This window comes from Streptomyces sp. NPDC058663 (genome assembly GCF_042716745.1).
Classification (GTDB): domain Bacteria; phylum Actinomycetota; class Actinomycetes; order Streptomycetales; family Streptomycetaceae; genus Streptomyces.
Window position 1 is genome coordinate 1 of record NZ_JBHXRV010000006.1, and the last position, 23,033, is coordinate 23,033.

Below are 23,033 nucleotides of genomic sequence, written 5' to 3' on the forward strand. Positions count from 1 at the left end.
CGCCCCCCCCGCGGGGGGGGCCCCCCCTTGCCCCCAACCAACACGGCCGGGGCTCGGGGCCCCCCCAACACGTGGGGGGGGGGCGGGGGGGCCCCGGCCCGCGGGCCTGCGCCGCCCGCGTCTCCCGTATCCCGTCCCGCCGAAGCACGCCGCGATGGCCGTTCGGCGGTACGGAACGGTCCGGCGCCGCTAGCTTCGGAGCCATGACACCTACGCCTTCCCAGTGGGACGTACTCGACGAAGCCCATCGCGCGCTGCGCGCGGCGGTCTCCCAAGTGCCCGCGGACGCCTGGAAGTCGCCCACCCCGTGCGCGGAGTGGAACGTGGCCCAGGTGCTCCAGCACGCGGCCGGCGACCAGCTCGCGTACGCGGCCAAACTGACCGGCGGCGCGGGGCCGGACTACGACCCGTTCGCTCCCACGGGCACCTTCGCCGAGTCCGGGGGCGGCACCCCCCAAGCGCTTCTGGAGGACGCGCTCAGCCGCACCGCGGAGGCCTTCGCGGTCGTCGCACCGGCTGACGAGAGCGTCCCCGTGCCGCTGCCGCCCTTCCAGCTCCCCGCCGCGCAGGCGGCAGCTGCCGCCGCGCTCGACGCCGCCGTGCACGCCTGGGACATCGCGGTGGCCACCGGAGGCCCGTCCCCGCTCGCCCCGGCACTGGCCCGCACCCTGCGCCCGGTCGCGGACGCCCTCGTCGAACCCCTCCGCGGCTTCGCGTTCGCCGCCGCGCTGCGCCCGCGGCCCGGCGCCGACGAGGCGACCGCCCTTCTCAACCACCTGGGCCGCGACGCCCACTGGGCCCCACCGGCGCACTGACCCGGCGGAAACCCGCACGGCCCTCGGCCCGTTCCCCGAAACCGGAAGGGCCGCCGTCCCCGAGCGGGGGGACGACGGCCCTTCAGCCGTACTCAGAGGCGAACCGGGGGATCAGAGAACGCGCACCGCGCCGGTCGGCGGGTCGTAGGAGAGCGGACGCTCCACCACACCGGTGCTGGAGTTCTGCGCGCCGACGAAGTTGCCGCCGCCGACGTACACGCCCACGTGGTAGGCGCTGCCCGCGGCACCCCAGTAAAGGATGTCGCCGGGCTGGAGGTTGTCGAGGCCGACCTGCGTGCCCGCGGTCGACTGACCCTGGGAGACGCGCGGCAGGTCCACGCCGATGGAGCCGAACGCGGCCTGCATGAGGCCCGAGCAGTCCCACGCGTTCGGGCCCGTGCTGCCCATGACGTACGCGTCGCCGACCTGGGCGCGCGCGAACGCGATGACGGCGGCGGCGCTGCCGGTGGCGTTGGAGGTGGACTTGGCGGAGCTGCCGGAGCCCTCGGAGCTCCTGGAGGTGCCCGTGGAGGCGGAGGTGGCGGTGAGCGTGGTGCGCTCGGTGGAACGCGAGGCACGCTCCTGCTGGGCCTGCTCCTCGGCCTTCTGACGGGCCTCCTCGGCCTTCTTCTTGGCCTCGGCCTTGCGGTCCGCCTCGGCCAGGGCCTGACGGGCGTCCTTCATGGCGTCGTCCGCGGCCGCCTGCTGGCGGGCCTCGCGGTCGTACTCGAAAGCGATCTGCTGGGTGGCCTCGGCACTGGCCGAGGCCGGAGCGGTGGTCGTCGTGGCAGCAGCGGGGGCCGCGGCGAGCGCGGGCATCTCGATGGTCTCGTGCACCGGCTCGGCGTATGCCGGAGCGGCCGCACCAGCCACCGCGATGGTGCTGAGGACGCCACCGGCAACTCCGGCACGGAGCGCCATCTTCGAGGCGCTGCGGCGGGGCTTCCGGTGGCTGGGTATGTGAGCGGTGTGGGACATGAGAACAACCGCTATCAGAGGTAACGAGTCGGCATCAAGAAACGTGGTGTCCGCCACAGTTGCCAACGCGCGGCCCGAATTCGGCGTCCGCGCGCCCTTATTGACGCCGTAAAGGGCAAATCGGGCAGGACTGTTCAACCCTGTGATCATGGGTTTTCCGCGATACGCCCGAATTGCCCTGACGCCTACCATCCGTTCACACGCATGGCCAAGCCCGGCTTTCTGACGGATCATCGACTGTGATGCAGGTCACAGCTCGGGGGTCACTCGCCGACCCGTCGCCGGTCCGTCACCGGCTCGTGAACGCGTGCACGTGTCCACCCGTCGCCGCGAACCCCCTCGCGAGAGTGAGTGGCGGGATCGCGCGGGCCACTATCACCGGATCGCGTCCAGCTCCAATTTGCTTGTAGCGGCCACCCCTTGATAGAGCAACACGCCTCCGACCAGGGATGACGCGGCCGAATGTCACGTCTGGTGATCACTCGCGCGCTTCCGGTACGTAGATCACCGTGCATCCGGCTTCATGATCCTTCGTCAGGTGGTGGAGATCACAAAGCAGTTGTCGCACCCCGTGTCGCAGATCACAGACCGGCAGGCATAGGATGCGGGGCAGTCAGGCTTGTGAACTGCCTCACATATCCGCGATCTTCATATCGTCCTCGCGGCGAGGCGCACCGGCCCCCCGCGACGGGGTTATGCACGAGCCCGGCGCGGTCCAACGGTCAAGGACGACTGGAAGGAGCGAGGAGGGTGAATGCTTACGCGCCCATCCTTGTGCTCGGCGCCCTCGGGGCAGGGTTTGCGATCTTCTCCGTGGTCATGGCCACGCTTATCGGCCCCAAGCGCTACAACCGGGCAAAGCAAGAAGCGTACGAGTGCGGCATCGAGCCCACTCCCACGCCGGCCGGCGGCGGCCGCTTTCCCATCAAGTACTACCTGACGGCGATGTTGTTCATCATTTTCGACATCGAGATCGTCTTCCTCTACCCCTGGGCGGTCTCCTTCGACGCCCTCGGGATCTTCGGGCTCGTCGAGATGCTGCTCTTCGTGCTCACCGTTTTTGTCGCGTACGCGTACGTATGGCGTCGCGGCGGCCTGGAATGGGACTGAGGGGCTGAGGGAACACCCATGGGACTCGAAGAGAAACTGCCGAGCGGCTTTCTGCTGACGACGGTCGAACAGGCGGCGGGCTGGGTGCGGAAGTCCTCCGTCTTCCCCGCCACGTTCGGCCTCGCCTGCTGCGCCATCGAGATGATGACGACGGGAGCGGGCCGGTACGACCTGGCCCGCTTCGGCATGGAGGTCTTCCGCGGCTCACCGCGGCAGGCGGACCTGATGATCGTGGCGGGCCGGGTCAGCCAGAAGATGGCGCCCGTCCTGCGGCAGGTCTACGACCAGATGCCCAACCCCAAGTGGGTCATTTCCATGGGGGTCTGCGCCTCCTCGGGCGGCATGTTCAACAACTACGCGATCGTCCAGGGCGTCGACCACATCGTCCCCGTGGACATCTACCTCCCGGGCTGCCCGCCCCGCCCCGAGATGCTGATCGACGCGATCCTCAAGCTCCACCAGAAGATCCAGGGCTCCAAGCTCGGCGTGAACGCGGAGGAAGCGGCCCGCGAGGCGGAGGAAGCGGCCCTCAAGGCGCTCCCCACCATCGAGATGAAGGGCCTGCTCCGGTGAGCGACAGCCAAGTCAACGGCAAGCATCAGGACGAGAGCGCCCCGCAGGGCGTCCCCGCCCAGCGCGACGAGAACGGCGAGGTGCTGCGCGTCCGCAAGGGCATGTTCGGCGCCAACGACGGCGGGGACACCACGGGTTACGGCGGCCTCGTCCGCACCTTCACCTTCCCGGGCGCCTCCGCACGACCCTACGGCGGCTGGTTCGACGAGGTCGCCGACGAGCTGGAGGGCGCCCTGGAGGAGCAGGACCTGCTCCCCTCGCACGTCATCGAGAAGACGGTCGTCGACCGGGGCGAGCTCACCTTCCACATCGCCCGCGAGCACCTGCTCACCGTCGCCCGCACCCTGCGCGACGACCCGGCGCTGCGCTTCGAGCTGTGCACCGGCGTCAGCGGCGTGCACTACCTCGAGGACAAGGGCCGGGAGCTGCACGCGGTCTACCACCTGCGCTCGCTCACCCACGGCAGGCTGATCCGCCTCGAAGTCAGCGCCCCCGACGCCGACCCGCACGTCCCCTCGCTGGTGCCGGTCTACCCGACCAACGACTGGCACGAGCGCGAGGCGTACGACTTCTTCGGCCTGGTCTTCGACGGCCACCCCGCCCTGACCCGGATCATGATGCCGGACGACTGGCAGGGCTTCCCGCAGCGCAAGGACTACCCCCTCGGCGGCATCGCCGTCGAGTACAAGGGCGCCCAGATCCCGGCTCCGGACCAGCGGAGGTCGTACTCGTGACCACTCCCCCCACTTCCCCCTCCTCCGCCTCGGCCCGCGAGACCACCGAGGGCACCGTCTACACGGTCACCGGCGGCGACTGGGACGAGGTCGTCCAGGCCGCCACGAAGGCCGACGACGAGCGCATCGTCGTCAACATGGGCCCCCAGCACCCGTCCACGCACGGCGTGCTCCGCCTCATCCTGGAGATCGACGGCGAGACCGTCACCGAGGCCCGCTGCGGCATCGGCTACCTCCACACCGGCATCGAGAAGAACCTCGAATTCCGGAACTGGACGCAGGGCACCACCTTCGTCACGCGCATGGACTACCTGACGCCGTTCTTCAACGAGACGGCGTACTGCCTGGGCGTCGAGAAGCTGCTCGGCATCACCGACCAGATCCCCGACCGGGCCAGCGTCATCCGGGTGCTCCTGATGGAGCTCAACCGGCTCTCCTCGCACCTGGTGTGCATCGCCACCGGCGGCATGGAGCTCGGCGCGACCACGATCATGATCTACGGCTTCCGGGACCGCGAACTCATCCTGGACGTCTTCGAGCTGATCACCGGACTGCGGATGAACCACGCGTTCGTCCGCCCCGGCGGCCTCGCCCAGGACCTGCCGCCGGGCGCCCTGGACAAGCTCGGCGAGCTCCTGAAGACGATGCGCAAGAACCTGCCGGAGTACGACAAGCTCGCCACCGGCAACCCCATCTTCAAGGCCCGCATGCAGGACGTCGGCTACCTCGACCTCACCGGCTGCATGGCGCTGGGGGCCACCGGGCCCGTGCTCCGCTCGGCCGGTCTGCCGCACGACCTGCGCAAGACCGACCCGTACTGCGGCTACGAGACGTACGACTTCGAGGTCCCCACCGCCGACACCTGCGACTCCTACGGCCGGTTCCTCATCCGGCTCGAAGAGATGCGCCAGTCACTCGACATCGTCGAGCAGTGCCTGGCCCGCCTCAAGGAGCCGGGACCGGTCATGGTCGCCGACAAGAAGATCGCCTGGCCCGCCCAGCTGGCCATCGGCGCCGACGGCCTCGGCAACTCCCTCGACCACATCCGCAAGATCATGGGCACCTCCATGGAGGCCCTGATCCACCACTTCAAGCTGGTGACGGAGGGCTTCCGGGTGCCGACGGGGCAGGCGTACGCGGCGGTCGAGTCGCCCAAGGGCGAACTCGGCGTGCACGTCGTCTCCGACGGCGGCACCCGCCCCTACCGGGTCCACTTCCGCGACCCGTCCTTCACCAACCTCCAGGCCATGGCGGCGATGTGCGAGGGCGGCCAGGTCGCCGACGTCATCGTCGCCGTCGCGTCCATCGACCCCGTGATGGGAGGCGTAGACCGATGACCGATGTGTCACTGGGCATGCCCCAACTGCCCGCCCCCGCCTACCCGGACGAGGTCCGGGCCCGCCTCGAAGCGGACGCGAAGGAGGTGATCGCCCGCTACCCCGACAGCCGCTCCGCGCTGCTGCCGCTGCTGCACCTCGTGCAGTCCGAGGAGGGATACGTCTCCCGCACCGGCATGCGCTTCTGCGCCGAGGTGCTCGGCCTGACCACCGCCGAGGTCACCGCGGTCGCCACCTTCTACACCATGTACCGGCGCAAGGCCTCCGGCGACTACCAGGTCGGCGTCTGCACCAACACGCTGTGCGCGGTGATGGGCGGCGACGCCATCTTCGACGAGCTCAAGGCGTACCTGGGGGTCGGCAACAACGAGACCACCGGCGACGGCAAGGTCACCCTCGAACACATCGAGTGCAACGCGGCCTGCGACTACGCCCCCGTGGTGATGGTCAACTGGGAGTTCTTCGACAACCAGACCCCGGAGTCGGCCAAGCAGCTCGTCGACGACCTGCGCGCGGGGCGCCCCGTCGAGCCCACCCGCGGCGCCCCGCTCTGCACGTACAAGGAGACCGCCCGCATCCTGGCCGGCTTCCCCGACGAGCGCCCCGGGGCCGTCGAGGCGTCCGGCGGTGCGGGCCACGCCTCACTGCTCGGACTCAAGCTGGCCAAGGGCGAGGCGCCGGGCCTGGCCCGCGTCGTGGCCCCGCGCGGCGAGGCCCAGCAGGAGAGCAAGCAGCAGGAGAGCAAGCAGCAGGACGCCCCGCAGGACGCCGAGCAGGACACGCCGCAGGGCGGCTCCCAGCACCTCAGCTCGCACGACGCACCGCAGGAGACCTCGGCCTCCGACCCGGCTGCCGCTCCCGAGCAGCACCCGGCAGGACCTTCGTCCGAGGAGGGGGAGTGATGACCGTGACCACGGAGATCAGTGGCGGCGGCAGCAACGGGGACAGCCCCGAGAAGCTGCTCTCGCCCGTCCTGTCCGCCTTCTGGGACGACCCGAAGTCGTGGACGCTGGAGACCTACCGCAGGCACGAGGGGTACGAGGGCCTGCGCAAGGCCCTCGCCATGACCCCGGACGACCTCATCGCGTACGTCAAGGACTCCGGTCTGCGCGGCCGCGGCGGCGCCGGATTCCCCACCGGAATGAAGTGGCAGTTCATTCCGCAGGGCGACGGCAAGCCCCACTACCTGGTCGTCAACGCCGACGAGTCGGAACCGGGCACCTGCAAGGACATCCCGCTCCTCTTCGCGAACCCGCACAGCCTCATCGAGGGCATCGTCATCGCGTGCTACGCGATCCGGTCCAGCCACGCGTTCATCTACCTGCGCGGGGAGACCGTCCCCGTGCTGCGCAGGCTGCACGAGGCCGTGCGTGAGGCGTACGAGGCGGGCTACCTCGGCAAGGACGTCCTCGGCAGCGGACTCGACCTCGAACTCACGGTGCACGCGGGGGCGGGTGCGTACATCTGCGGAGAAGAGACCGCGCTGCTGGACTCGCTCGAAGGCCGCCGCGGCCAGCCCCGGCTGCGTCCTCCCTTCCCCGCGGTCGCCGGTCTTTACGCCTGTCCCACTGTCGTGAACAACGTCGAATCGATCGCATCGGTTCCCGCGATCCTGAACCGGGGCAAGGAGTGGTTCCGCTCGATGGGCAGCGAGAAGTCCCCGGGCTTCACGCTGTACTCGCTGAGCGGCCACGTCGCCAACCCCGGCCAGTTCGAGGCCCCGCTGGGCATCACCCTGCGCCAGCTGCTCGACATGAGCGGCGGCATGCGGCCCGGACACCGGCTCAAGTTCTGGACCCCGGGCGGCTCCTCCACCCCCATGTTCACCGACGAGCACCTCGACGTACCCCTGGACTACGAGGGCGTCGGCGCCGCCGGCTCCATGCTCGGCACCAAGGCGCTCCAGTGCTTCGACGAGACGACCTGCGTCGTCCGCGCGGTCACCCGCTGGACCGAGTTCTACGCCCACGAGTCCTGCGGAAAGTGCACCCCCTGCCGCGAGGGCACCTACTGGCTCGTCCAGCTGCTCCGCGACATCGAGGCCGGCAAGGGACAGCTGTCCGACCTCGACAAGCTCAATGACATCGCAGACAACATCAACGGCAAGTCCTTCTGCGCGCTCGGGGACGGAGCGGCCTCGCCGATCTTCTCCTCGCTCAAGTACTTCCGCGAGGAGTACGAGCAGCACATCACCGGCAAGGGCTGCCCCTTCGACCCCGCCAAGTCGACCCTCTGGGCCGACCGGCACGCCGGCAACACGGAGGTGAACGCATGACCGTCACGACTAACAGTGCTCCCTCCGGGGGCGGCGAGGCGGCGGTCCCGTCCGAGGATCTCGTGTCCCTGACGATCGACGGCATCGACATCAGCGTCCCCAAGGGCACCCTGGTGATCCGCGCCGCCGAACTCCTCGGCATCGAGATCCCCCGGTTCTGCGACCACCCCCTCCTCGACCCGGCCGGCGCCTGCCGCCAGTGCATCGTCGAGGTCGAGGGCCAGCGCAAGCCGATGGCCTCCTGCACCATCACCTGCACCGACGGCATGGTGGTGAAGTCCCAGCTCACCTCGCCCGTCGCCGACAAGGCACAGCGCGGCGTGATGGAACTCCTCCTCATCAACCACCCGCTGGACTGCCCGGTCTGCGACAAGGGCGGCGAGTGCCCGCTGCAGAACCAGGCCATGTCGCACGGCGACGCCGACTCCCGCTTCGAGGGCAAGAAGCGGACGTACGAGAAGCCCGTCCCGATCTCCACCCAGGTGCTCCTGGACCGTGAGCGGTGCGTGCTGTGTGCACGCTGCACCCGGTTCTCCAACCAGGTGGCGGGCGACCCGATGATCGAGCTGATCGAGCGCGGCGCGCTCCAGCAGGTCGGCACCGGCGAGGGCGACCCCTTCGAGTCGTACTTCTCCGGCAACACCATCCAGATCTGCCCGGTCGGCGCGCTCACCTCGGCGGCGTACCGCTTCCGTTCCCGGCCCTTCGACCTGGTGTCCTCGCCGTCCGTGTGCGAGCACTGCGCCGGCGGCTGCGCCACCCGCACCGACCACCGGCGCGGCAAGGTCATGCGGCGCATGGCGGCCGAGGACCCGGAGGTCAACGAGGAGTGGCTGTGCGACAAGGGGCGCTTCGGCTTCCGCTACGCCCAGCGCCCCGACCGGCTCACCACCCCGCTCGTACGGAACGCGGAGAGCGGTGAACTGGAGCCCGCGAGCTGGCCGGAGGCCCTGGAAGCCGCGGCCGAGGGGCTGTCCGCGGCACGCGGGCGTGCCGGAGTGCTCACCGGCGGCCGGCTGACCGTCGAGGACGCGTACGCGTACAGCAAGTTCGCCCGCGTCGCACTCGACACCAACGACATCGACTTCCGCGCGCGCGTGCACAGCAGCGAGGAGGCCGACTTCCTGGCCGCCCGGGTCGCCGGACGCGGCCGCGATCTCGACGGCACGGGACTCACGTACACGGCCCTGGAGAAGGCGCCGGTCGTACTCCTCGCGGGGTTCGAGTCCGAGGAGGAGGCGCCCGGCGTCTTCCTGCGGTTGCGCAAGGCCCACCGCAAGCACGGCCAGCGCACCTTCGCCCTCGCCTCGCACGGCACCCGGGGCCTGGAGAAGGCGGGCGGCACCCTGCTCCCCGCCGCCCCGGGCACCGAGACCGAATGGCTCGACGCCCTCACGGCCCGCACGGGTCTGGACGGCGACGGGGCCGCGGCGGCGGAAGCCCTGCGCGAGCCGGGCGCCGTCATCGTGGTCGGTGAGCGGCTGGCCGGTGCGCCCGGCGCCCTCACCGCCGCGGTGCGGGCCGCCGCGGCGACCGGCGCCGAACTGGTGTGGATTCCGCGCCGGGCCGGTGAGCGCGGCGCCGTCGAAGCCGGGGCGCTCCCCTCGCTGCTGCCCGGCGGACGCCCCGCGACCGACCCACGCGCGCGTGAAGAGGTCGCGAGCGCCTGGCGGGTGGCCGAACTGCCGCACCGCTACGGGCGCGACACCGGCCAGATCGTCGAGGCCGCGGCCACCGGCGAACTCCTGGCCCTGGTGGTCGCCGGCGTCGACCCGGCCGACCTGCCGGACCCGGCACGCGCACGGGAGGCGCTCGACGAGGTGCGCTTCCTGGTCTCCCTCGAGCTGCGGCCCAGTGAGGTCACCGCGAAGGCGGACGTCGTCCTCCCGGTGGCGGCCGTCGCAGAGAAGCCGGGCACCTTCCTCAACTGGGAGGGCCGGGCGCGGATGTTCGAGGCCGCGCTGAAGCCGGAGCAGATGACACGCACGCTCCCCCCGGGCGACGCGCGCGTGCTGCACATGCTGGCCGACGCGCTGAACGTGCACTTCGCGCTGCCGGACCTGAAGGCCGTACGGCTGGAGCTGGAGCGGCTCGGCGGCTGGGACGGCCCCTACGCCTCCGCACCGCTGGAGACCGCGGGCCCGCTGCCCCGCGCGGGAGCGGGCGAGGCCGTGCTCGCGGGGCACCGCCTGCTGCTCGACCAGGGCAGGCTCCAGGACGGCGACGAGGCGCTGGCCGGCACCCGGCACGCCGCCGTGGCCAGGCTCTCCGCAGCCACCGCCGCCGAGACGGGCGTCAAGCACGGTGACGTACTCGCCGTGACCGGTCCCGCGGGCACCGTCGAACTGCCGCTGGAGGTCAGCGAGATGCCCGACCGGGTGGTCTGGCTGCCGATGAACTCGACCGGCGGCGGCGTCCTCTCCGACACCGGCGCCCGCCCCGGCCGGCTCGTCACCCTGGCCCCCGCAACGACCCCGCCAAGCGCTCCGACGGAGGTGACGGCATGACGTCGTACCCACTCGCCGCGGAAGACCTGTCCATGTTCGGCACGGACCCCTGGTGGCTCGTCGCGATCAAGGCGGTCTTCTGCTTCGCCTTCCTGATGATCACCGTGCTCTTCTCCATCGTGTGGGAGCGCAAGGTCGTCGCCTGGATGCAGCTGCGCATCGGCCCCAACCGGCACGGCCCCTGGGGCATGCTCCAGTCGCTCGCCGACGGCATCAAGCTGATGCTGAAGGAAGACGTCGTCGTCAAGCGGGCCGACAAGGTCGTCTACATCCTCGCGCCGATCGTCGCGGCCATCCCGGCCTTCATGGCGATCGCGGTCATCCCCTTCGGGCCGGCCGGCAACGAGGTGTCGATCTTCGGCCACCGCACCACGATGCAGCTCACCGACCTGCCCATCGCGATGCTGTACGTCCTGGCCTGCGCGTCGGTCGGCATCTACGGCATCGTGCTGGCGGGCTGGTCGTCGGGTTCGACGTACCCGCTGCTCGGCGGTCTGCGCTCCTGCGCGCAGATGATCAGCTACGAGATCGCCATGGGTGCGGCGTTCGCCTCGGTCTTCCTCTACTCCGGGTCGATGTCGACCTCGGCGATCGTGGAGGCGCAGGCGGACCGGTGGTTCATCATCCTGCTGCCGGTGTCGTTCATCATCTACGTCGTCACCATGGTCGGTGAGACCAACCGGGCCCCGTTCGACATGCCGGAGTCCGAGGGCGACCTGGTCGGCGGCTTCAACACCGAGTACTCGTCCATCAAGTTCGCGCTGTTCATGCTGGCCGAGTACGTCAACATGGTCACCGTCTCGGCGGTCTCGGTCACCCTCTTCCTGGGCGGCTGGCGGGCCCCGTACCCGATCAGCGGCTTCTGGGAGGGCGCGAACCACGGCTGGTGGCCGATGCTCTGGTTCGTGCTCAAGGTGCAGCTGCTGCTGTTCTTCTTCATCTGGCTGCGCGGCACGCTTCCCCGGGTCCGCTACGACCAGCTGATGAAGCTGGGCTGGAAGGTCCTGATCCCGGTCTCCGTGGTCTGGCTGATGCTCGTGGCGACCGTACGGGCGTTGCGCAACGCACAGGTCGAGTACCAGCAGATCGTGCTGTACGTCGCCGGGGGTGTGATCGCCGTGCTGCTGCTGTCGTTCCTGTGGGACTTCTTCCGGCGCGGCAAGGACGAAGAGCCGCACCGGACACCCGAGTTCGACCCGATGGCCGGTGGATTCCCGGTGCCGCCGCTGCCCGGACAGACCCTGCCACCGGTACCGCGCAGGCGTTCGCGCCACGAGCGGGAGCTCGTTGTCAGTGGCGGCGGCAATACTGGCAAGACTGCTACTGAGAGTGACGGAAAGGAGGCGGACGGTGTCTGAGGCATCTTCCCGGGGCGAGGACCCCCGGACCCCCTGGCAGAATCCCGTGGCCGGCTTCGGCGTGACCTTCAAGGCCATGTTCAAGAAGCGGCTGACCGAGCAGTACCCGGAAACGCCGAAGGTGACCGCGCCGCGCTTCCACGGCCGCCACCAGCTCAACCGGCACCCGGACGGCCTGGAGAAGTGCATCGGGTGCGAATTGTGCGCCTGGGCGTGCCCGGCCGACGCGATCTACGTCGAGGGCGCGGACAACACCGAGGAGGAGCGCTACTCCCCGGGTGAGCGGTACGGCCGCGTCTACCAGATCAACTACGCCCGCTGCATCCTGTGCGGGCTGTGCATCGAGGCGTGCCCCACCCGGGCGCTCACGATGACCAACGAGTTCGAACTGGCCGACAGCAGCCGCGAGAACCTCATCTACACCAAGGAGCAGCTTCTCGCCGGGCTGACCGAGGGCATGGTCGAGGCGCCGCACTCCGTTTTCCCCGGCACCGACGAGCAGGACTACTACCGGGGCCTGGTCACCGAGGCCGCCCCGGACACCGTGCGCCAGGTGGCGCTCAGCAAGGGGGAGCGGCCCCAGGAGGGCGCGTCCACCTTCGGTGCGGACGAGCCCGCTTCGAAGAAGGTGGTGGGGGCATGAGCGCACTCGCCGCCGCCGGTTCGGCCGCCTCCACCGGGGAGGCCGTGCAGTTCTGGATCCTCGGCACGGTCGCCGTCATCGGCGCACTGTGCACCATCCTGATGAAGAGGGCCGTGCACAGCGCGCTGTGCCTCGCCGGGACCATGATCATCCTGGCGGTCTTCTACCTCGCCAACGGCGCGTACTTCCTGGGCGTCGTCCAGATCGTCGTCTACACCGGCGCGATCATGATGCTCTTCCTCTTCGTGGTCATGCTCGTCGGCGTCACCGCGGCGGACTCCCTCAAGGAGACGCTGAAGGGGCAGCGCTGGCTGGCCCTCGCCTGCGGGCTCGGCTTCGGCATCCTGCTCATCGCCGGCATCCGGCACGCCCAGCTGGGCGAGTTCACCGGCCTCGGCAAGGCCAACGCCGCAGGAAACGTCCAGGGCCTGGCGGAGCTGATCTTCACCAAGTACGTCTTCGCCTTCGAGATCACCGGCGCCCTGCTGATCACCGCCACCGTCGGCGCGATGGTCCTCACCAACCGTGAGCGCACCGAGCGCGCCAAGACCCAGCGCGAGCTGGCCGAGCAGCGCGTCCGCGAGGGGAAGCACCTGCCGCCGCTGCCCGCCCCCGGCGTCTACGCCCGGCACAACGCGGTGGACATCGCCGGTCTGCTTCCCGACGGCACCCCCTCCGAGCTGACCGTCATGAAGACCCTGCGCGAGCGCGGTCAGATCCGCGACGTGTCGACTCAGGCGCTCAATGACCTGAAGGCCCTGGAGCAGCGCTCCGAGGAGCGCCTGGGCCGGGACACCGACAGCCACCCCGACCGCGGTCGAGCAGAGGAGGCAGCCAAGTGAGCCCGGTCAACTACCTCTATCTCGCCGCACTGCTGTTCACCATCGGCGCGGCGGGCGTGCTGATCCGGCGCAACGCCATCGTCGTGTTCATGTGCGTGGAGCTGATGCTCAACGCCTGCAACCTGACGCTCGTGGCGTTCTCCCGGATGCACGGCAATCTCGACGGCCAGATCATCGCCTTCTTCACGATGGTCGTCGCCGCCGCCGAGGTCGTGGTCGGCCTGGCGATCATCGTGTCGCTGTTCCGGTCCCGCCACTCGGCCTCGGTCGACGACGCCAGCCTGATGAAGCTGTAAGGGGCGTTAAGAAAAGTGGAGAACCTGATCGCGCTGCTCGTCGCGGCGCCACTGCTCGGAGCGGCCGTACTGCTGTGCAGCGGGCGCCGGCTGGACAAGACCGGACACTGGCTGGGCACTGCGCTCGCCGCCGGGTCGTTCGTCATCGGCGCCGTGCTCTTCGTCGACATGCTCGGCAAGGGCGCGGAGAGCCGCACCCTGCACCAGAAGCTGTTCAGCTGGGTCCCGGTCGCGGACTTCCAGGCGGACATCGCCTTCCAGCTCGACCAGCTGTCGATGACCTTCGTCCTGCTGATCACCGGCGTGGGCACCCTGATCCACGTCTACTCGATCGGTTACATGGAGCACGACGAGCGCCGCCGGCGCTTCTTCGGCTACCTGAACCTCTTCCTCGCGGCGATGCTCCTGCTCGTCATCGCCGACAACTACCTCCTGCTGTACTTCGGCTGGGAGGGCGTCGGCCTCGCCTCGTACCTGCTCATCGGGTTCTGGCAGCACAAGCCCAGTGCGGCGACGGCGGCCAAGAAGGCCTTCCTCGTCAACCGGGTCGGCGACATCGGCCTGTCCATCGCGATCATGCTGATGTTCACCACGTTCGGCACCTTCGCCTTCGGTCCCGTGCTCGGGGCGGCGGAGGGCGCGAGCGAGGGCAAGCTCACCGCGATCGGCCTGATGCTGCTGCTCGCCGCGTGCGGCAAGTCGGCGCAGGTGCCGCTCCAGTCGTGGCTCGGCGACGCGATGGAGGGCCCGACCCCGGTCTCGGCCCTGATCCACGCGGCGACCATGGTGACGGCGGGCGTGTACTTGATCGTCCGGTCCGGCGCGATCTTCGACGCCGCCCCTGACGCCCAGCTGGTGGTCACCGTCGTCGGAGCGGTCACGCTGCTGTTCGGTGCGATCGTCGGTTGCGCCAAGGACGACATCAAGAAGGCGCTCGCCGGATCGACCATGTCGCAGATCGGCTACATGATCCTCGCGGCCGGACTCGGTCCGATCGGCTACGCCTTCGCGATCATGCACCTGGTGACGCACGGCTTCTTCAAGGCCGGTCTCTTCCTCGGTGCGGGTTCCGTCATGCACGGCATGAACGACGAGGTCGACATGCGCAAGTACGGCGGCCTGCGGAAGTACATGCCGGTCACCTTCATCACCTTCGGCCTCGGCTACCTCGCGCTGATCGGCTTCCCCGGCCTGTCCGGCTTCTTCTCCAAGGACAAGATCATCGAGGCGGCCTTCTCGGCGGGCGGCGCCCAGGGGTGGGTCCTCGGCGGAGCCACCCTGCTGGGCGCAGGACTCACCGCGTTCTACATGACGCGCGTGATGCTGATGACCTTCTTCGGCGAGAAGCGCTGGCAGCCCGACGCAGAAGGCAACAAGCCGCAGCCGCACGAGTCCCCGAAGTCGATGACGATCCCGATGATCGTGCTGGCCTTCGGGTCGGTCTTCGCGGGCGGCTTCTTCGGCATCGGCGACCGGTTCGTCAACTGGCTGGCCCCGGTCACCAAGTTCGAGCACCCGCACCCGCCGATCAGCATCCCGGTGATCACCGGAGCGACGATCGTGGTCCTGCTGCTCGGCGTGGTCGCCGCGTACTTCCAGTACGGCCGCAAGCCCGTGCCCGTCGTCGCCCCGCGCGGCTCGCTGCTCACCCGGGCCGCCCGCCGCGACCTCCTCCAGGACGACTTCAACCACGTGGTCCTGGTCCGCGGCGGCGAGCACCTCACCCGCTCGCTGGTCTACCTGGACCACTCGGTGGTCGACGGCGTGGTCAACGGCACCGCCGCCTCGGTCGGCGGGCTCTCGGGCCGGCTGCGCAAGCTCCAGAACGGCTACGCCCGCTCGTACGCGGTCTCGATGTTCGGCGGTACGGCGATCCTCATCGCCGTGACCCTGCTGATGAGGGCGGTCTGATCACGATGTCCTTTCCCCTGCTCACCGCGACGGCGGTCCTCCCGGCGGCCGGTGCCATCCTCACCGCCGCTGTCCCGGCCGCCCGTCGCACGGTCGCCAAGTGGCTGGCGCTGCTGGTCTCGCTCTGCACGCTGGTGCTGGCCGCGATCGTCGTCGTACGGTTCGAACCGGGCGGCGACCGCTACCAGCTGACCGAGTCGCACTCCTGGATCAAGGACTTCGGCGTCCGCTACGAACTCGGCGTGGACGGCATCGGGGTGGTGCTGGTCGCCCTGACCGCGCTGCTGATCCCGTTCGTGATCATTGCCGGCTGGAACGACGCCGACCCCCTCGAATCCAAGGACAACAGGCGCTGGCGCCCCACCCAGGGCTTCTTCGCGCTGATCCTGATGGTCGAGGCGATGGTGATCCTCTCCTTCGAGGCCACCGACGTCTTCCTCTTCTACATCTTCTTCGAAGCCATGCTCATCCCGATGTACTTCCTCATCGGCGGCTTCGGCGACCGGGCGCACGCGGGCACGGACGAGGCGGCGGCGACCCAGCGGTCGTACGCGGCCGTCAAGTTCCTGCTCTACAACCTGGTCGGCGGGCTCATCATGCTGGCCGCCGTCATCGGGCTCTACACGGTCACCGGGACGTTCTCGCTCTCGGAGATCGCCGAGATGCGGGCGGCCGGCACGCTGGAGATGTCGACGAACCTGGAGCGGCTGCTGTTCCTCGGGTTCTTCTTCGCCTTCGCGGTGAAGGCCCCGCTGTGGCCGCTGCACACCTGGCTGCCCAACGCGATGGGCGAGGCGACCACCCCGGTCGCCGTCCTCATCACGGCCGTGGTGGACAAGGTCGGCACCTTCGCGATGCTGCGCTTCTGCCTCCAGCTCTTCCCGGAGGCCAGCAAGTGGGCGACGCCCGTCGTCCTCGTACTGGCGCTGATCAGCATCGTGTACGGAGCGCTGCTCGCGGTCGGCCAGCGGGACATCAAGCGGCTGATCGCGTACGCCTCCATCTCGCACTTCGGCTTCATCATCCTGGGCATCTTCGCGATGACCAGCCAGGGCCAGTCCGGCGCGACGCTCTACATGGTCAACCACGGACTCTCGACGGCCGCGCTGATGCTGGTCGCGGGCTTCCTGATCACCCGGCGCGGCTCGCGGCTCATCGCGGACTACGGGGGGGTGCAGAAGGTGGCCCCGGTGCTGGCCGGCACCTTCCTGATCGGCGGTCTGGCCACGCTGTCACTGCCGGGGCTCGCGCCGTTCGTCAGCGAATTCCTGGTCCTGGTCGGGGTGTTCGCCGCCTACCCGGTGGTCGGGATCATCGCCACCTCCGGCATCGTCCTCGCCGCGCTCTACGTCCTGGTGCTGTACCAGCGCACCATGACCGGCCCGGTGAAGGCCGAGATCTCCGGCATGCCGGACCTCAAGGCGAGGGAACTGGTGGTGGTCGTTCCGCTGATCGCGATGCTGATCGGGTTCGGGGTCTACCCCAAGCCGCTGACCGACATCGTCAACCCGGCCGTCACCCACACCATGCAAGACGTGAACAAGCAGGACCCGAAGCCCGAAGTGGAGGCCGCGAAGTGAGCGCAGTGTCTGTCCACAGCCTGTGGACGAATCTGGCGGCGGCCGCTCCGACGGTGCCGGGGGAGACCTTCGAGGCCCCCACCATCGAGTACGCCCAGCTCGCGCCGATCCTGATCGTCGTGGGGGCGGCCGTCATCGGCGTCCTCGCGGAGGCGTTCGTACCGCGCAAGGGGCGCTACTACGCCCAGCTGTTCATCGCCGTGGTCGCCATCGCCGCCGCTTTCGCCGCCGTCGTCGGACTCGCCGCCAGCGGGTTCGCCACCACCAAGGCGCAGATCTCGGCGATGGGCGCCATCGCCGTCGACGGGCCCGCGCTGTTCCTCCAGGGCACGATCCTGCTGGCCTCGCTGGTCGCCGTCTTCACCTTCGCCGAGCGCCGCCTCGACCCGGTCGAACACGGCAACCGCAGCGACTCGTTCGCCGCGGACGCCGCCGCCGTACCGGGCAGCGACGCGGAGAAGGCCGCGGTCAAGGCCGGGTTCACCACCACCGAGGTCTTCCCGCTCGCCATGTTCGCGGTGGCGGGACTGCTCGCCTTCCCGGCGGCCAACGACCTGCTGACCCTGTTCATCGCGCTCGAAGTCTTCTCACTGCCGCTCTACCTCCTGTGCGCCGTCGCCCGCCGCAAGCGGCTGATGTCGCAGGAGGCGGCCGTGAAGTACTTCCTGCTCGGCGCCTTCTCCTCCGCGTTCCTGCTGTTCGGCATCGCCCTGCTGTACGGGTACGCGGGCTCGGTCTCCTACGCGCGCATCGCCGACATCGTCGACGGCACCGCCCAGCGGATCGACCCGGCGCTCGCCGGCACCATGGGCAACGACGCGCTGCTGCTCATCGGCATGGCGATGATCCTCATGGGCCTGCTCTTCAAGGTCGGCGCCGTCCCCTTCCACATGTGGACCCCGGACGTCTACCAGGGCGCCCCGACCCCGGTCACCGGCTTCATGGCGGCGGCCACCAAGGTCGCGGCGTTCGGTGCGCTGCTCCGGCTCCTGTACGTGGTGCTGCCGGGCCTCACCTGGGACTGGCGTCCTGTCATGTGGGGCGTCGCGATCGTCACGATGCTGGGCGGTGCGATCGTCGCGATCACCCAGACCGACATCAAGCGGCTCCTCGCGTACTCCTCGATCGCGCACGGCGGGTTCATCCTGGCCGGTGTCATCGCGGCCACCCCGGCCGGGATCTCCTCCGTCCTCTTCTACCTGCTCGCGTACTCCTTCGTGACGATCGGTGCCTTCGCCGTCGTCACGCTGGTGCGCGACGCGGGCGGCGAGGCCACCCACCTGTCCAAGTGGGCCGGACTCGGCCGGCGCTCGCCGCTGGTCGCCGCGGTCTTCGCGGTGTTCCTCCTCGCCTTCGCGGGCATCCCGCTGACCTCCGGGTTCTCCGGCAAGTTCGCGGTCTTCAAGGCGGCGGCCGAGGGCGGTGCCGGGGTGCTGGTCGTGGTCGGTGTGCTGTCCTCGGCCATCGCCGCGTTCTTCTACATCCGGGTCATCGTGCTGATGTTCTTCAGCGAGCCGAAGGCGGACGGCCCCACCGTCGCCGTGCCGTCGCCGCTGACCATGACGGCGATCGGCGTGGGTGTCGCCGTGACGCTGGTGCTCGGCGTCGCCCCGCAGTACTTCCTGGACCTGGCGGGGCAGGCGGGCACCTTCGTCCGCTAGCCGTCCGCGCGGTGTGCGACCGCGTGGTGTGAGTACGCACGGTGGGCGTCCGCTGCCCGGCATCCCTTCTTCGGGGTGCCGGGCAGCGGCTTTTGGTCGGGGTTGTCGGTGGGTGCCTCTACCGTGGGTGGTGGGTGTGAAACGAGCACGGGGACCAGGGACCACTGCGGGGGACGGCGCGATGAACGGGACGAGCGGTATGGACGCAATGACGGTGACCGGCGGGGCGGAATCGGAGAGCGAAGCGCTCCGGACACTGCACCGGGTCTTCGGGTACGACGCCTTCCGGGGCGAGCAGGCCGAGATCATCGAGCAGGTGGTGAGCGGCGGTGACGCCGTCGTGCTGATGCCCACCGGCGGCGGAAAGTCGCTCTGCTACCAGATCCCCTCCCTGGTCAGGCCCGGCGTCGGCGTGGTGATCTCACCGCTGATCGCCCTCATGCAGGACCAGGTCGACGCGCTGCGGGCACTCGGGGTGCGCGCCGGGTTCATGAACTCCACGCAGGACTTCGACGAGCGGCGGACGGTCGAGGCCGAGTTCCTGGCGGGCGAGATCGACCTGCTCTACCTGGCGCCCGAGCGGCTGCGGCTCGACTCGACGCTGAACCTACTGGGCCGGGGCAAGGTCTCCGTCTTCGCCATCGACGAGGCGCACTGCGTGGCCTCCTGGGGCCACGACTTCCGCCCCGACTACCTGGCCCTCTCGGTACTGGGCGAGCGCTGGCCCGACGTACCGCGCATCGCCCTGACGGCGACCGCCACGGCGGCCACCCACAAGGAGATCACCGAGCGGCTCGGCATGCCGGACGCCAAGCACTTCGTCGCCAGCTTCGACCGGCCCAACATCCAGTACCGCATCGTCCCCAAGCTCGAACCGAAGAAGCAACTGCTCGCCTTCCTGAAGGAGGAGCACGCCGGGGACGCGGGCATCGTCTACTGCCTCTCGCGGAAGTCGGTGGACGCGACGGCCGCGTACCTCCAGGGGCAGGGCATCGAGGCCGTGCCGTACCACGCGGGGCTCGACGGGCCGACCCGGGCGCGCAACCAGGCGCGCTTCCTGCGCGAGGACGGCCTGGTGGTCGTCGCGACCATCGCCTTCGGCATGGGCATCGACAAGCCGGACGTGCGCTTCGTCGCGCACCTGGACCTCCCGAAGTCGGTCGAGGGCTACTACCAGGAGACCGGCCGGGCCGGCCGGGACGGTGCGCCGTCCACGGCCTGGATGGCGTACGGACTCCAGGACGTCGTCCAGCAGCGCAAGATGATCCAGAGCAGTGAGGGCGACGAGGCGTTCCGGCGCCGGGCCGCCGCCCATCTGGACGCGATGCTGGCGCTCTGCGAGACCGCCGAGTGCCGGCGTGGCCAGCTGCTCGCGTACTTCGGGCAGGAGCAGGGGGCCGCCGGGTGCGGCAACTGCGACACCTGCCTGAGCCCGCCGGAGACGCTGGACGGCACCGTGGCGGCGCAGAAGGTGCTGTCGACGGTGGTGCGGCTCAAGCGGGAGCGGAACCAGAAGTTCGGGGCCGGGCAGATCATCGACATCCTGCTCGGGAAGAAGTCCGCCAAGGTCATCCAGTTCGACCACGACCAGCTGTCCGTCTTCGGCGTGGGCGAGGAGTTCACCGAGGGTGAATGGCGGGGCGTGGTGCGCCAGTTGCTCGCGCAGGGCCTGCTGGCGGTCGAGGGCGAGTACGGGACGCTGGTCGTGACGGACGCGAGCGCGGAGGTGCTCGGCGGCCGGCGCGAGGTGCGGCTGCGCAAGGAGCCGAAGCGGGCCGCCGCGGCACGCGGCGGATCCGGGGCGCGCGGCGAGAAGAAGCCGAAGGCGGCGGCGGTGGACCTGCCGGCGGAGGTGGTACCGGTCTTCGAGGCGCTGCGGGAGTGGCGGACGGCGCTGGCCAAGGAACAGGGCGTGCCGCCGTATGTGATCTTCCACAACGCGACGTTGCAGGAGATCGCGACGGTCCGGCCCGGGTCGATGGAGGAACTGGGGCGGATCGGCGGGCTCGGGGAGAAGAAGCTGGCGACGTACGGGGAGGGCGTGCTGGGTGTCCTGGCGGAGCTGGGCGAAGGGGGAACGGCGGACGCGGCGCCTGCTCCTGTCCCGCCGACCACGACCGCAGCCACGACCGTGACCGCAGCCACGACCACGACCACGACCTCGGCTCCGGCTCCGGCCAAGGTGCGGGAGTCGGGGTCCGAACCCGAGTGGGACTGGGACGCGGAGCCGGACTGGGGAATGGAGCCGCCGCCGGAGGACTGAGGGGCGAGGGAAGGCAGGGCTGCGGGGCGGACGGGGAGGGCCTGCTGGGCGAACGAAGGGCGGGCCTGCAGGGGTGCCGGGCGGGAGAGGGGACACCCGCCAGTGCGGGGACACCTGGCGGGGCCGGCAGGGTGGCGGGCGTGAGTCCGGAGGGTCAGCCCCCACCACCACTGGCCGCCGCCTCGTCGTTCTGGACCTCCTTGCGGACCGCCTTCGCGGTCCACTCGCGCCGCGCGAACTCCCGCATGCGGGCGCGCGGCTCCCGCCCCGCGCGCCCCGGGAAGAGGCGTCCGGCGAGCCCGGTCGCGTAGAGGAAGGCGCACAGCAGCTGGTCGCGGTGCTCGGGGAAGCCCGACTTCGCCGCGACGGCGAGCCGGTCGCGCAGCGCCGTCGGCCAGTCCTCGCCCGCCACCGGGTACCGGACCACCGGGAAGACGCCCCACACCTTCTTCGCCTCCTGCCGCAGCAGGCCCCGTTCGACCAGACGCTCCAGACAGCGGTCCATGACGGTCTGCCGGGAGCGCCGCACGAAGTGCGAGGTGCGGACCCCGCCGTGCCGCCCCTTCCCCGGCTCGCCCAGCCGCTCCAGAGCCGCCACCGCCACCGGGTCCGCGGTGGGCCCCGACAGCAGCCGGGCCGGCGGGATCGGGTTGCGGACGTGCACCCTGCCCCGTTCCTGCACGACGCAGCCCGCCAGGTCGAGTTCGGCGAGTACGGCGCCGGCGACGCCGTACTCCACGTAACTTCTGCTGACCCGGGTCGAGCCCCGGTCCGGGCGCAGGCCCAGGAGGAGAAGTTCTTCCGCCAGGGAAAGGTGCGGCAGCGGTTTCTTCACGGCGTCGGCCTCCTCGGAGGCAGGGAAGCCTCCAGAACTCCAGGATTCCCCGACGGTCGTTCAGTCACGCCCCGCGATGCGCCCGGTCACCTCGCCGAGTCCCACCTTCGTTCCGTGGGGCCCCGGTGCCCACGCCGTCAGCGTGACCTCGTCGCCGTCCTCCAGGAACGTCCGCTTGCCGGAGGGCAGTTCGAGCGGTTCGCTGCCGTTCCAGGTGAGCTCCAGCAGGGAGCCCCGCTGCCCGGCCTCCGCGCCGCTCACGGTCCCCGACCCGTACAGGTCGCCGGTCCGCAGTGACGCCCCGTTGACCGTCATGTGCGCCAGCATCTGCGCCGCCGACCAGTACATGGTCGAGAACGGCGGTTCGGAGACGACGTGCCCGTTGACGGCCACCGAGATGCGCAGGTCGAAACCCCCGCCCTCCTCCTCGTCGGAGTCGTCCAGGTACGGCAGCACCGGGACGTCGCGCGCGGGGAGTGCGACCCGCGCCTCCTCCAGGGCCTCCAGCGGAGTCACCCACGCGGACACCGACGTTGCGAAGGATTTGCCGAGGAAGGGACCCAGCGGCACGTACTCCCACGCCTGGAGGTCCCGCGCCGACCAGTCGTTGAGGAGACAGAGGCCGAAGACGTGGTCGCGGAACTCCCCCAGCGCGACCGGCTCGCCCAGCTCCGAGGGCGTGCCGACGACGAAGCCGACCTCCGCCTCGATGTCGAGCTTCACCGAGGGGCCGAAGACCGGAGCGGCATCCGCCGGGGCCTTCCGCTGGCCCGAGGGGCGTACCACGTCCGTCCCGGAGACCACGACGGTGCCGGACCGGCCGTGGTAACCGATCGGCAGGTGCTTCCAGTTGGGGGTGAGCGCGTCGCCGTCCGGGCGGAAGATCCTCCCGACGTTCGTGGCGTGGTTCTCGCTCGCGTAGAAGTCGACGTAGTCGCCCACCTCGTACGGCAGGTGCAGCGTCACCGCGCCCAGCGGGTGCAGCAGCGGCTCTATGTCGTCGCGGTGCGCGGGGCTCGTGACCCACGCGGTGAGCGCGCGGCGCACGTCGCGCCAGGCGGTGCGGCCCGCCGCGAGCAGCGGGTTCAACGAGGGCTGCGCGAGGAGCTGGGCGTACGGGGAGCCGAGCGCCAGCGCGGCGGCGCCCGCGTCCAGCACATGGTCTCCGATACGGACGCCGACGCGGCGGCGCTCCGGCGCGTCCGCGGTGGAGAAGACGCCGTAGGGGAGGTTGTGCGGACCGAAGGGGTCGCCTTCGGGGACGTCGAGCGCGGACGTGAGCGGGGACTGCTCGGGCATGGGGTGCTGCCTCGCT

General features: G+C 70.2%; 19 protein-coding genes. 16 read left to right on the forward strand and 3 right to left on the reverse strand.

Annotated features, from left to right (window positions below):
• The first annotated feature begins 203 nt into the window (after positions 1-203).
• Positions 204-815: a TIGR03086 family metal-binding protein gene (locus tag ACFWVV_RS05840; RefSeq protein WP_384350736.1), complete on the forward strand. Its 612-nt coding sequence runs from the start codon at positions 204-206 to the stop codon at positions 813-815.
• A gap of 111 nt (positions 816-926) precedes the next feature.
• On the opposite strand, the gene ACFWVV_RS05845 is transcribed toward ACFWVV_RS05840, so the two are convergent.
• Complete coding sequence (locus ACFWVV_RS05845) at positions 927-1,793, reverse strand: C40 family peptidase (RefSeq protein ID WP_384350739.1); 867 nt, start codon at positions 1,791-1,793, stop codon at positions 927-929.
• Positions 1,794-2,543: 750 nt separating this feature from the next.
• Between ACFWVV_RS05845 and ACFWVV_RS05850 the strand changes: the two genes are divergently transcribed.
• The 15 genes from ACFWVV_RS05850 to recQ all read left to right on the forward strand — a co-directional run bounded on the left by ACFWVV_RS05850 (position 2,544) and on the right by recQ (position 20,883).
• Positions 2,544-2,903 (forward strand): NADH-quinone oxidoreductase subunit A, encoded by a 360-nt coding sequence (locus ACFWVV_RS05850; protein ID WP_384350741.1) that lies wholly within the window; start codon positions 2,544-2,546, stop codon positions 2,901-2,903.
• Positions 2,904-2,921: 18 nt separating this feature from the next.
• A complete protein-coding gene (locus ACFWVV_RS05855; RefSeq protein ID WP_384350743.1) occupies positions 2,922-3,476 on the forward strand; it encodes a NuoB/complex I 20 kDa subunit family protein in 555 nt (184 codons plus the stop codon).
• A complete protein-coding gene (locus ACFWVV_RS05860; protein WP_384350746.1) occupies positions 3,473-4,210 on the forward strand; it encodes an NADH-quinone oxidoreductase subunit C in 738 nt (245 codons plus the stop codon). Before ACFWVV_RS05855 ends, ACFWVV_RS05860 begins: the two co-directional genes overlap by 4 nt.
• Positions 4,207-5,547, forward strand: coding sequence for an NADH-quinone oxidoreductase subunit D (locus tag ACFWVV_RS05865; protein WP_384350749.1), 1,341 nt, complete (start codon positions 4,207-4,209; stop codon positions 5,545-5,547). The genes ACFWVV_RS05860 and ACFWVV_RS05865 overlap by 4 nt, the downstream gene beginning before the upstream one ends.
• 17 nt (positions 5,548-5,564) lie before the next feature.
• On the forward strand, positions 5,565-6,449 hold the full coding sequence (gene nuoE, locus ACFWVV_RS05870; RefSeq protein ID WP_384350865.1) for an NADH-quinone oxidoreductase subunit NuoE: 885 nt from the start codon (positions 5,565-5,567) through the stop codon (positions 6,447-6,449).
• Positions 6,449-7,822 carry an NADH-quinone oxidoreductase subunit NuoF gene (gene nuoF, locus ACFWVV_RS05875; protein WP_384350752.1) on the forward strand — a complete coding sequence of 458 codons (1,374 nt, stop codon included), beginning with the start codon at positions 6,449-6,451 and terminating at the stop codon, positions 7,820-7,822. Before nuoE ends, nuoF begins: the two co-directional genes overlap by 1 nt.
• A complete protein-coding gene (locus ACFWVV_RS05880; RefSeq protein ID WP_384350754.1) occupies positions 7,819-10,329 on the forward strand; it encodes an NADH-quinone oxidoreductase subunit G in 2,511 nt (836 codons plus the stop codon). The genes nuoF and ACFWVV_RS05880 overlap by 4 nt, the downstream gene beginning before the upstream one ends.
• A complete protein-coding gene (gene nuoH / locus ACFWVV_RS05885) occupies positions 10,326-11,687 on the forward strand; it encodes an NADH-quinone oxidoreductase subunit NuoH (RefSeq protein ID WP_384350757.1) in 1,362 nt (453 codons plus the stop codon). The genes ACFWVV_RS05880 and nuoH overlap by 4 nt, the downstream gene beginning before the upstream one ends.
• A complete protein-coding gene (gene nuoI, locus ACFWVV_RS05890) occupies positions 11,680-12,330 on the forward strand; it encodes an NADH-quinone oxidoreductase subunit NuoI (protein WP_384350759.1) in 651 nt (216 codons plus the stop codon). The genes nuoH and nuoI overlap by 8 nt, the downstream gene beginning before the upstream one ends.
• Complete coding sequence (locus tag ACFWVV_RS05895; protein ID WP_384350762.1) at positions 12,327-13,172, forward strand: NADH-quinone oxidoreductase subunit J; 846 nt, start codon at positions 12,327-12,329, stop codon at positions 13,170-13,172. Before nuoI ends, ACFWVV_RS05895 begins: the two co-directional genes overlap by 4 nt.
• Positions 13,169-13,468 (forward strand): NADH-quinone oxidoreductase subunit NuoK, encoded by a 300-nt coding sequence (gene nuoK, locus ACFWVV_RS05900; protein WP_384350765.1) that lies wholly within the window; start codon positions 13,169-13,171, stop codon positions 13,466-13,468. The genes ACFWVV_RS05895 and nuoK overlap by 4 nt, the downstream gene beginning before the upstream one ends.
• Before the next feature lie 15 nt (positions 13,469-13,483).
• Positions 13,484-15,379: an NADH-quinone oxidoreductase subunit L gene (gene nuoL / locus ACFWVV_RS05905; RefSeq protein ID WP_384350768.1), complete on the forward strand. Its 1,896-nt coding sequence runs from the start codon at positions 13,484-13,486 to the stop codon at positions 15,377-15,379.
• A gap of 5 nt (positions 15,380-15,384) precedes the next feature.
• Positions 15,385-16,959, forward strand: coding sequence for an NADH-quinone oxidoreductase subunit M (locus tag ACFWVV_RS05910; protein ID WP_384350771.1), 1,575 nt, complete (start codon positions 15,385-15,387; stop codon positions 16,957-16,959).
• Positions 16,956-18,620 (forward strand): NADH-quinone oxidoreductase subunit NuoN, encoded by a 1,665-nt coding sequence (gene nuoN / locus ACFWVV_RS05915; RefSeq protein WP_384350775.1) that lies wholly within the window; start codon positions 16,956-16,958, stop codon positions 18,618-18,620. The genes ACFWVV_RS05910 and nuoN overlap by 4 nt, the downstream gene beginning before the upstream one ends.
• Positions 18,621-18,819: 199 nt before the next feature.
• Positions 18,820-20,883, forward strand: coding sequence for a DNA helicase RecQ (gene recQ, locus ACFWVV_RS05920; protein WP_384350778.1), 2,064 nt, complete (start codon positions 18,820-18,822; stop codon positions 20,881-20,883).
• 154 nt (positions 20,884-21,037) lie between these two features.
• Here the strand turns inward: recQ and ACFWVV_RS05925 are convergent, their stop codons facing one another.
• Both ACFWVV_RS05925 and fahA read right to left on the reverse strand, forming a co-directional pair.
• Positions 21,038-21,718 (reverse strand): GPP34 family phosphoprotein, encoded by a 681-nt coding sequence (locus ACFWVV_RS05925; protein ID WP_384350781.1) that lies wholly within the window; start codon positions 21,716-21,718, stop codon positions 21,038-21,040.
• 60 nt (positions 21,719-21,778) lie between these two features.
• The gene (fahA, locus tag ACFWVV_RS05930) at positions 21,779-23,017 is read right to left on the reverse strand and encodes a fumarylacetoacetase (protein WP_384350784.1); all 1,239 of its coding nucleotides are present in this window, start codon (positions 23,015-23,017) and stop codon (positions 21,779-21,781) included.
• Between the last annotated feature and the right edge of the window lie 16 nt (positions 23,018-23,033).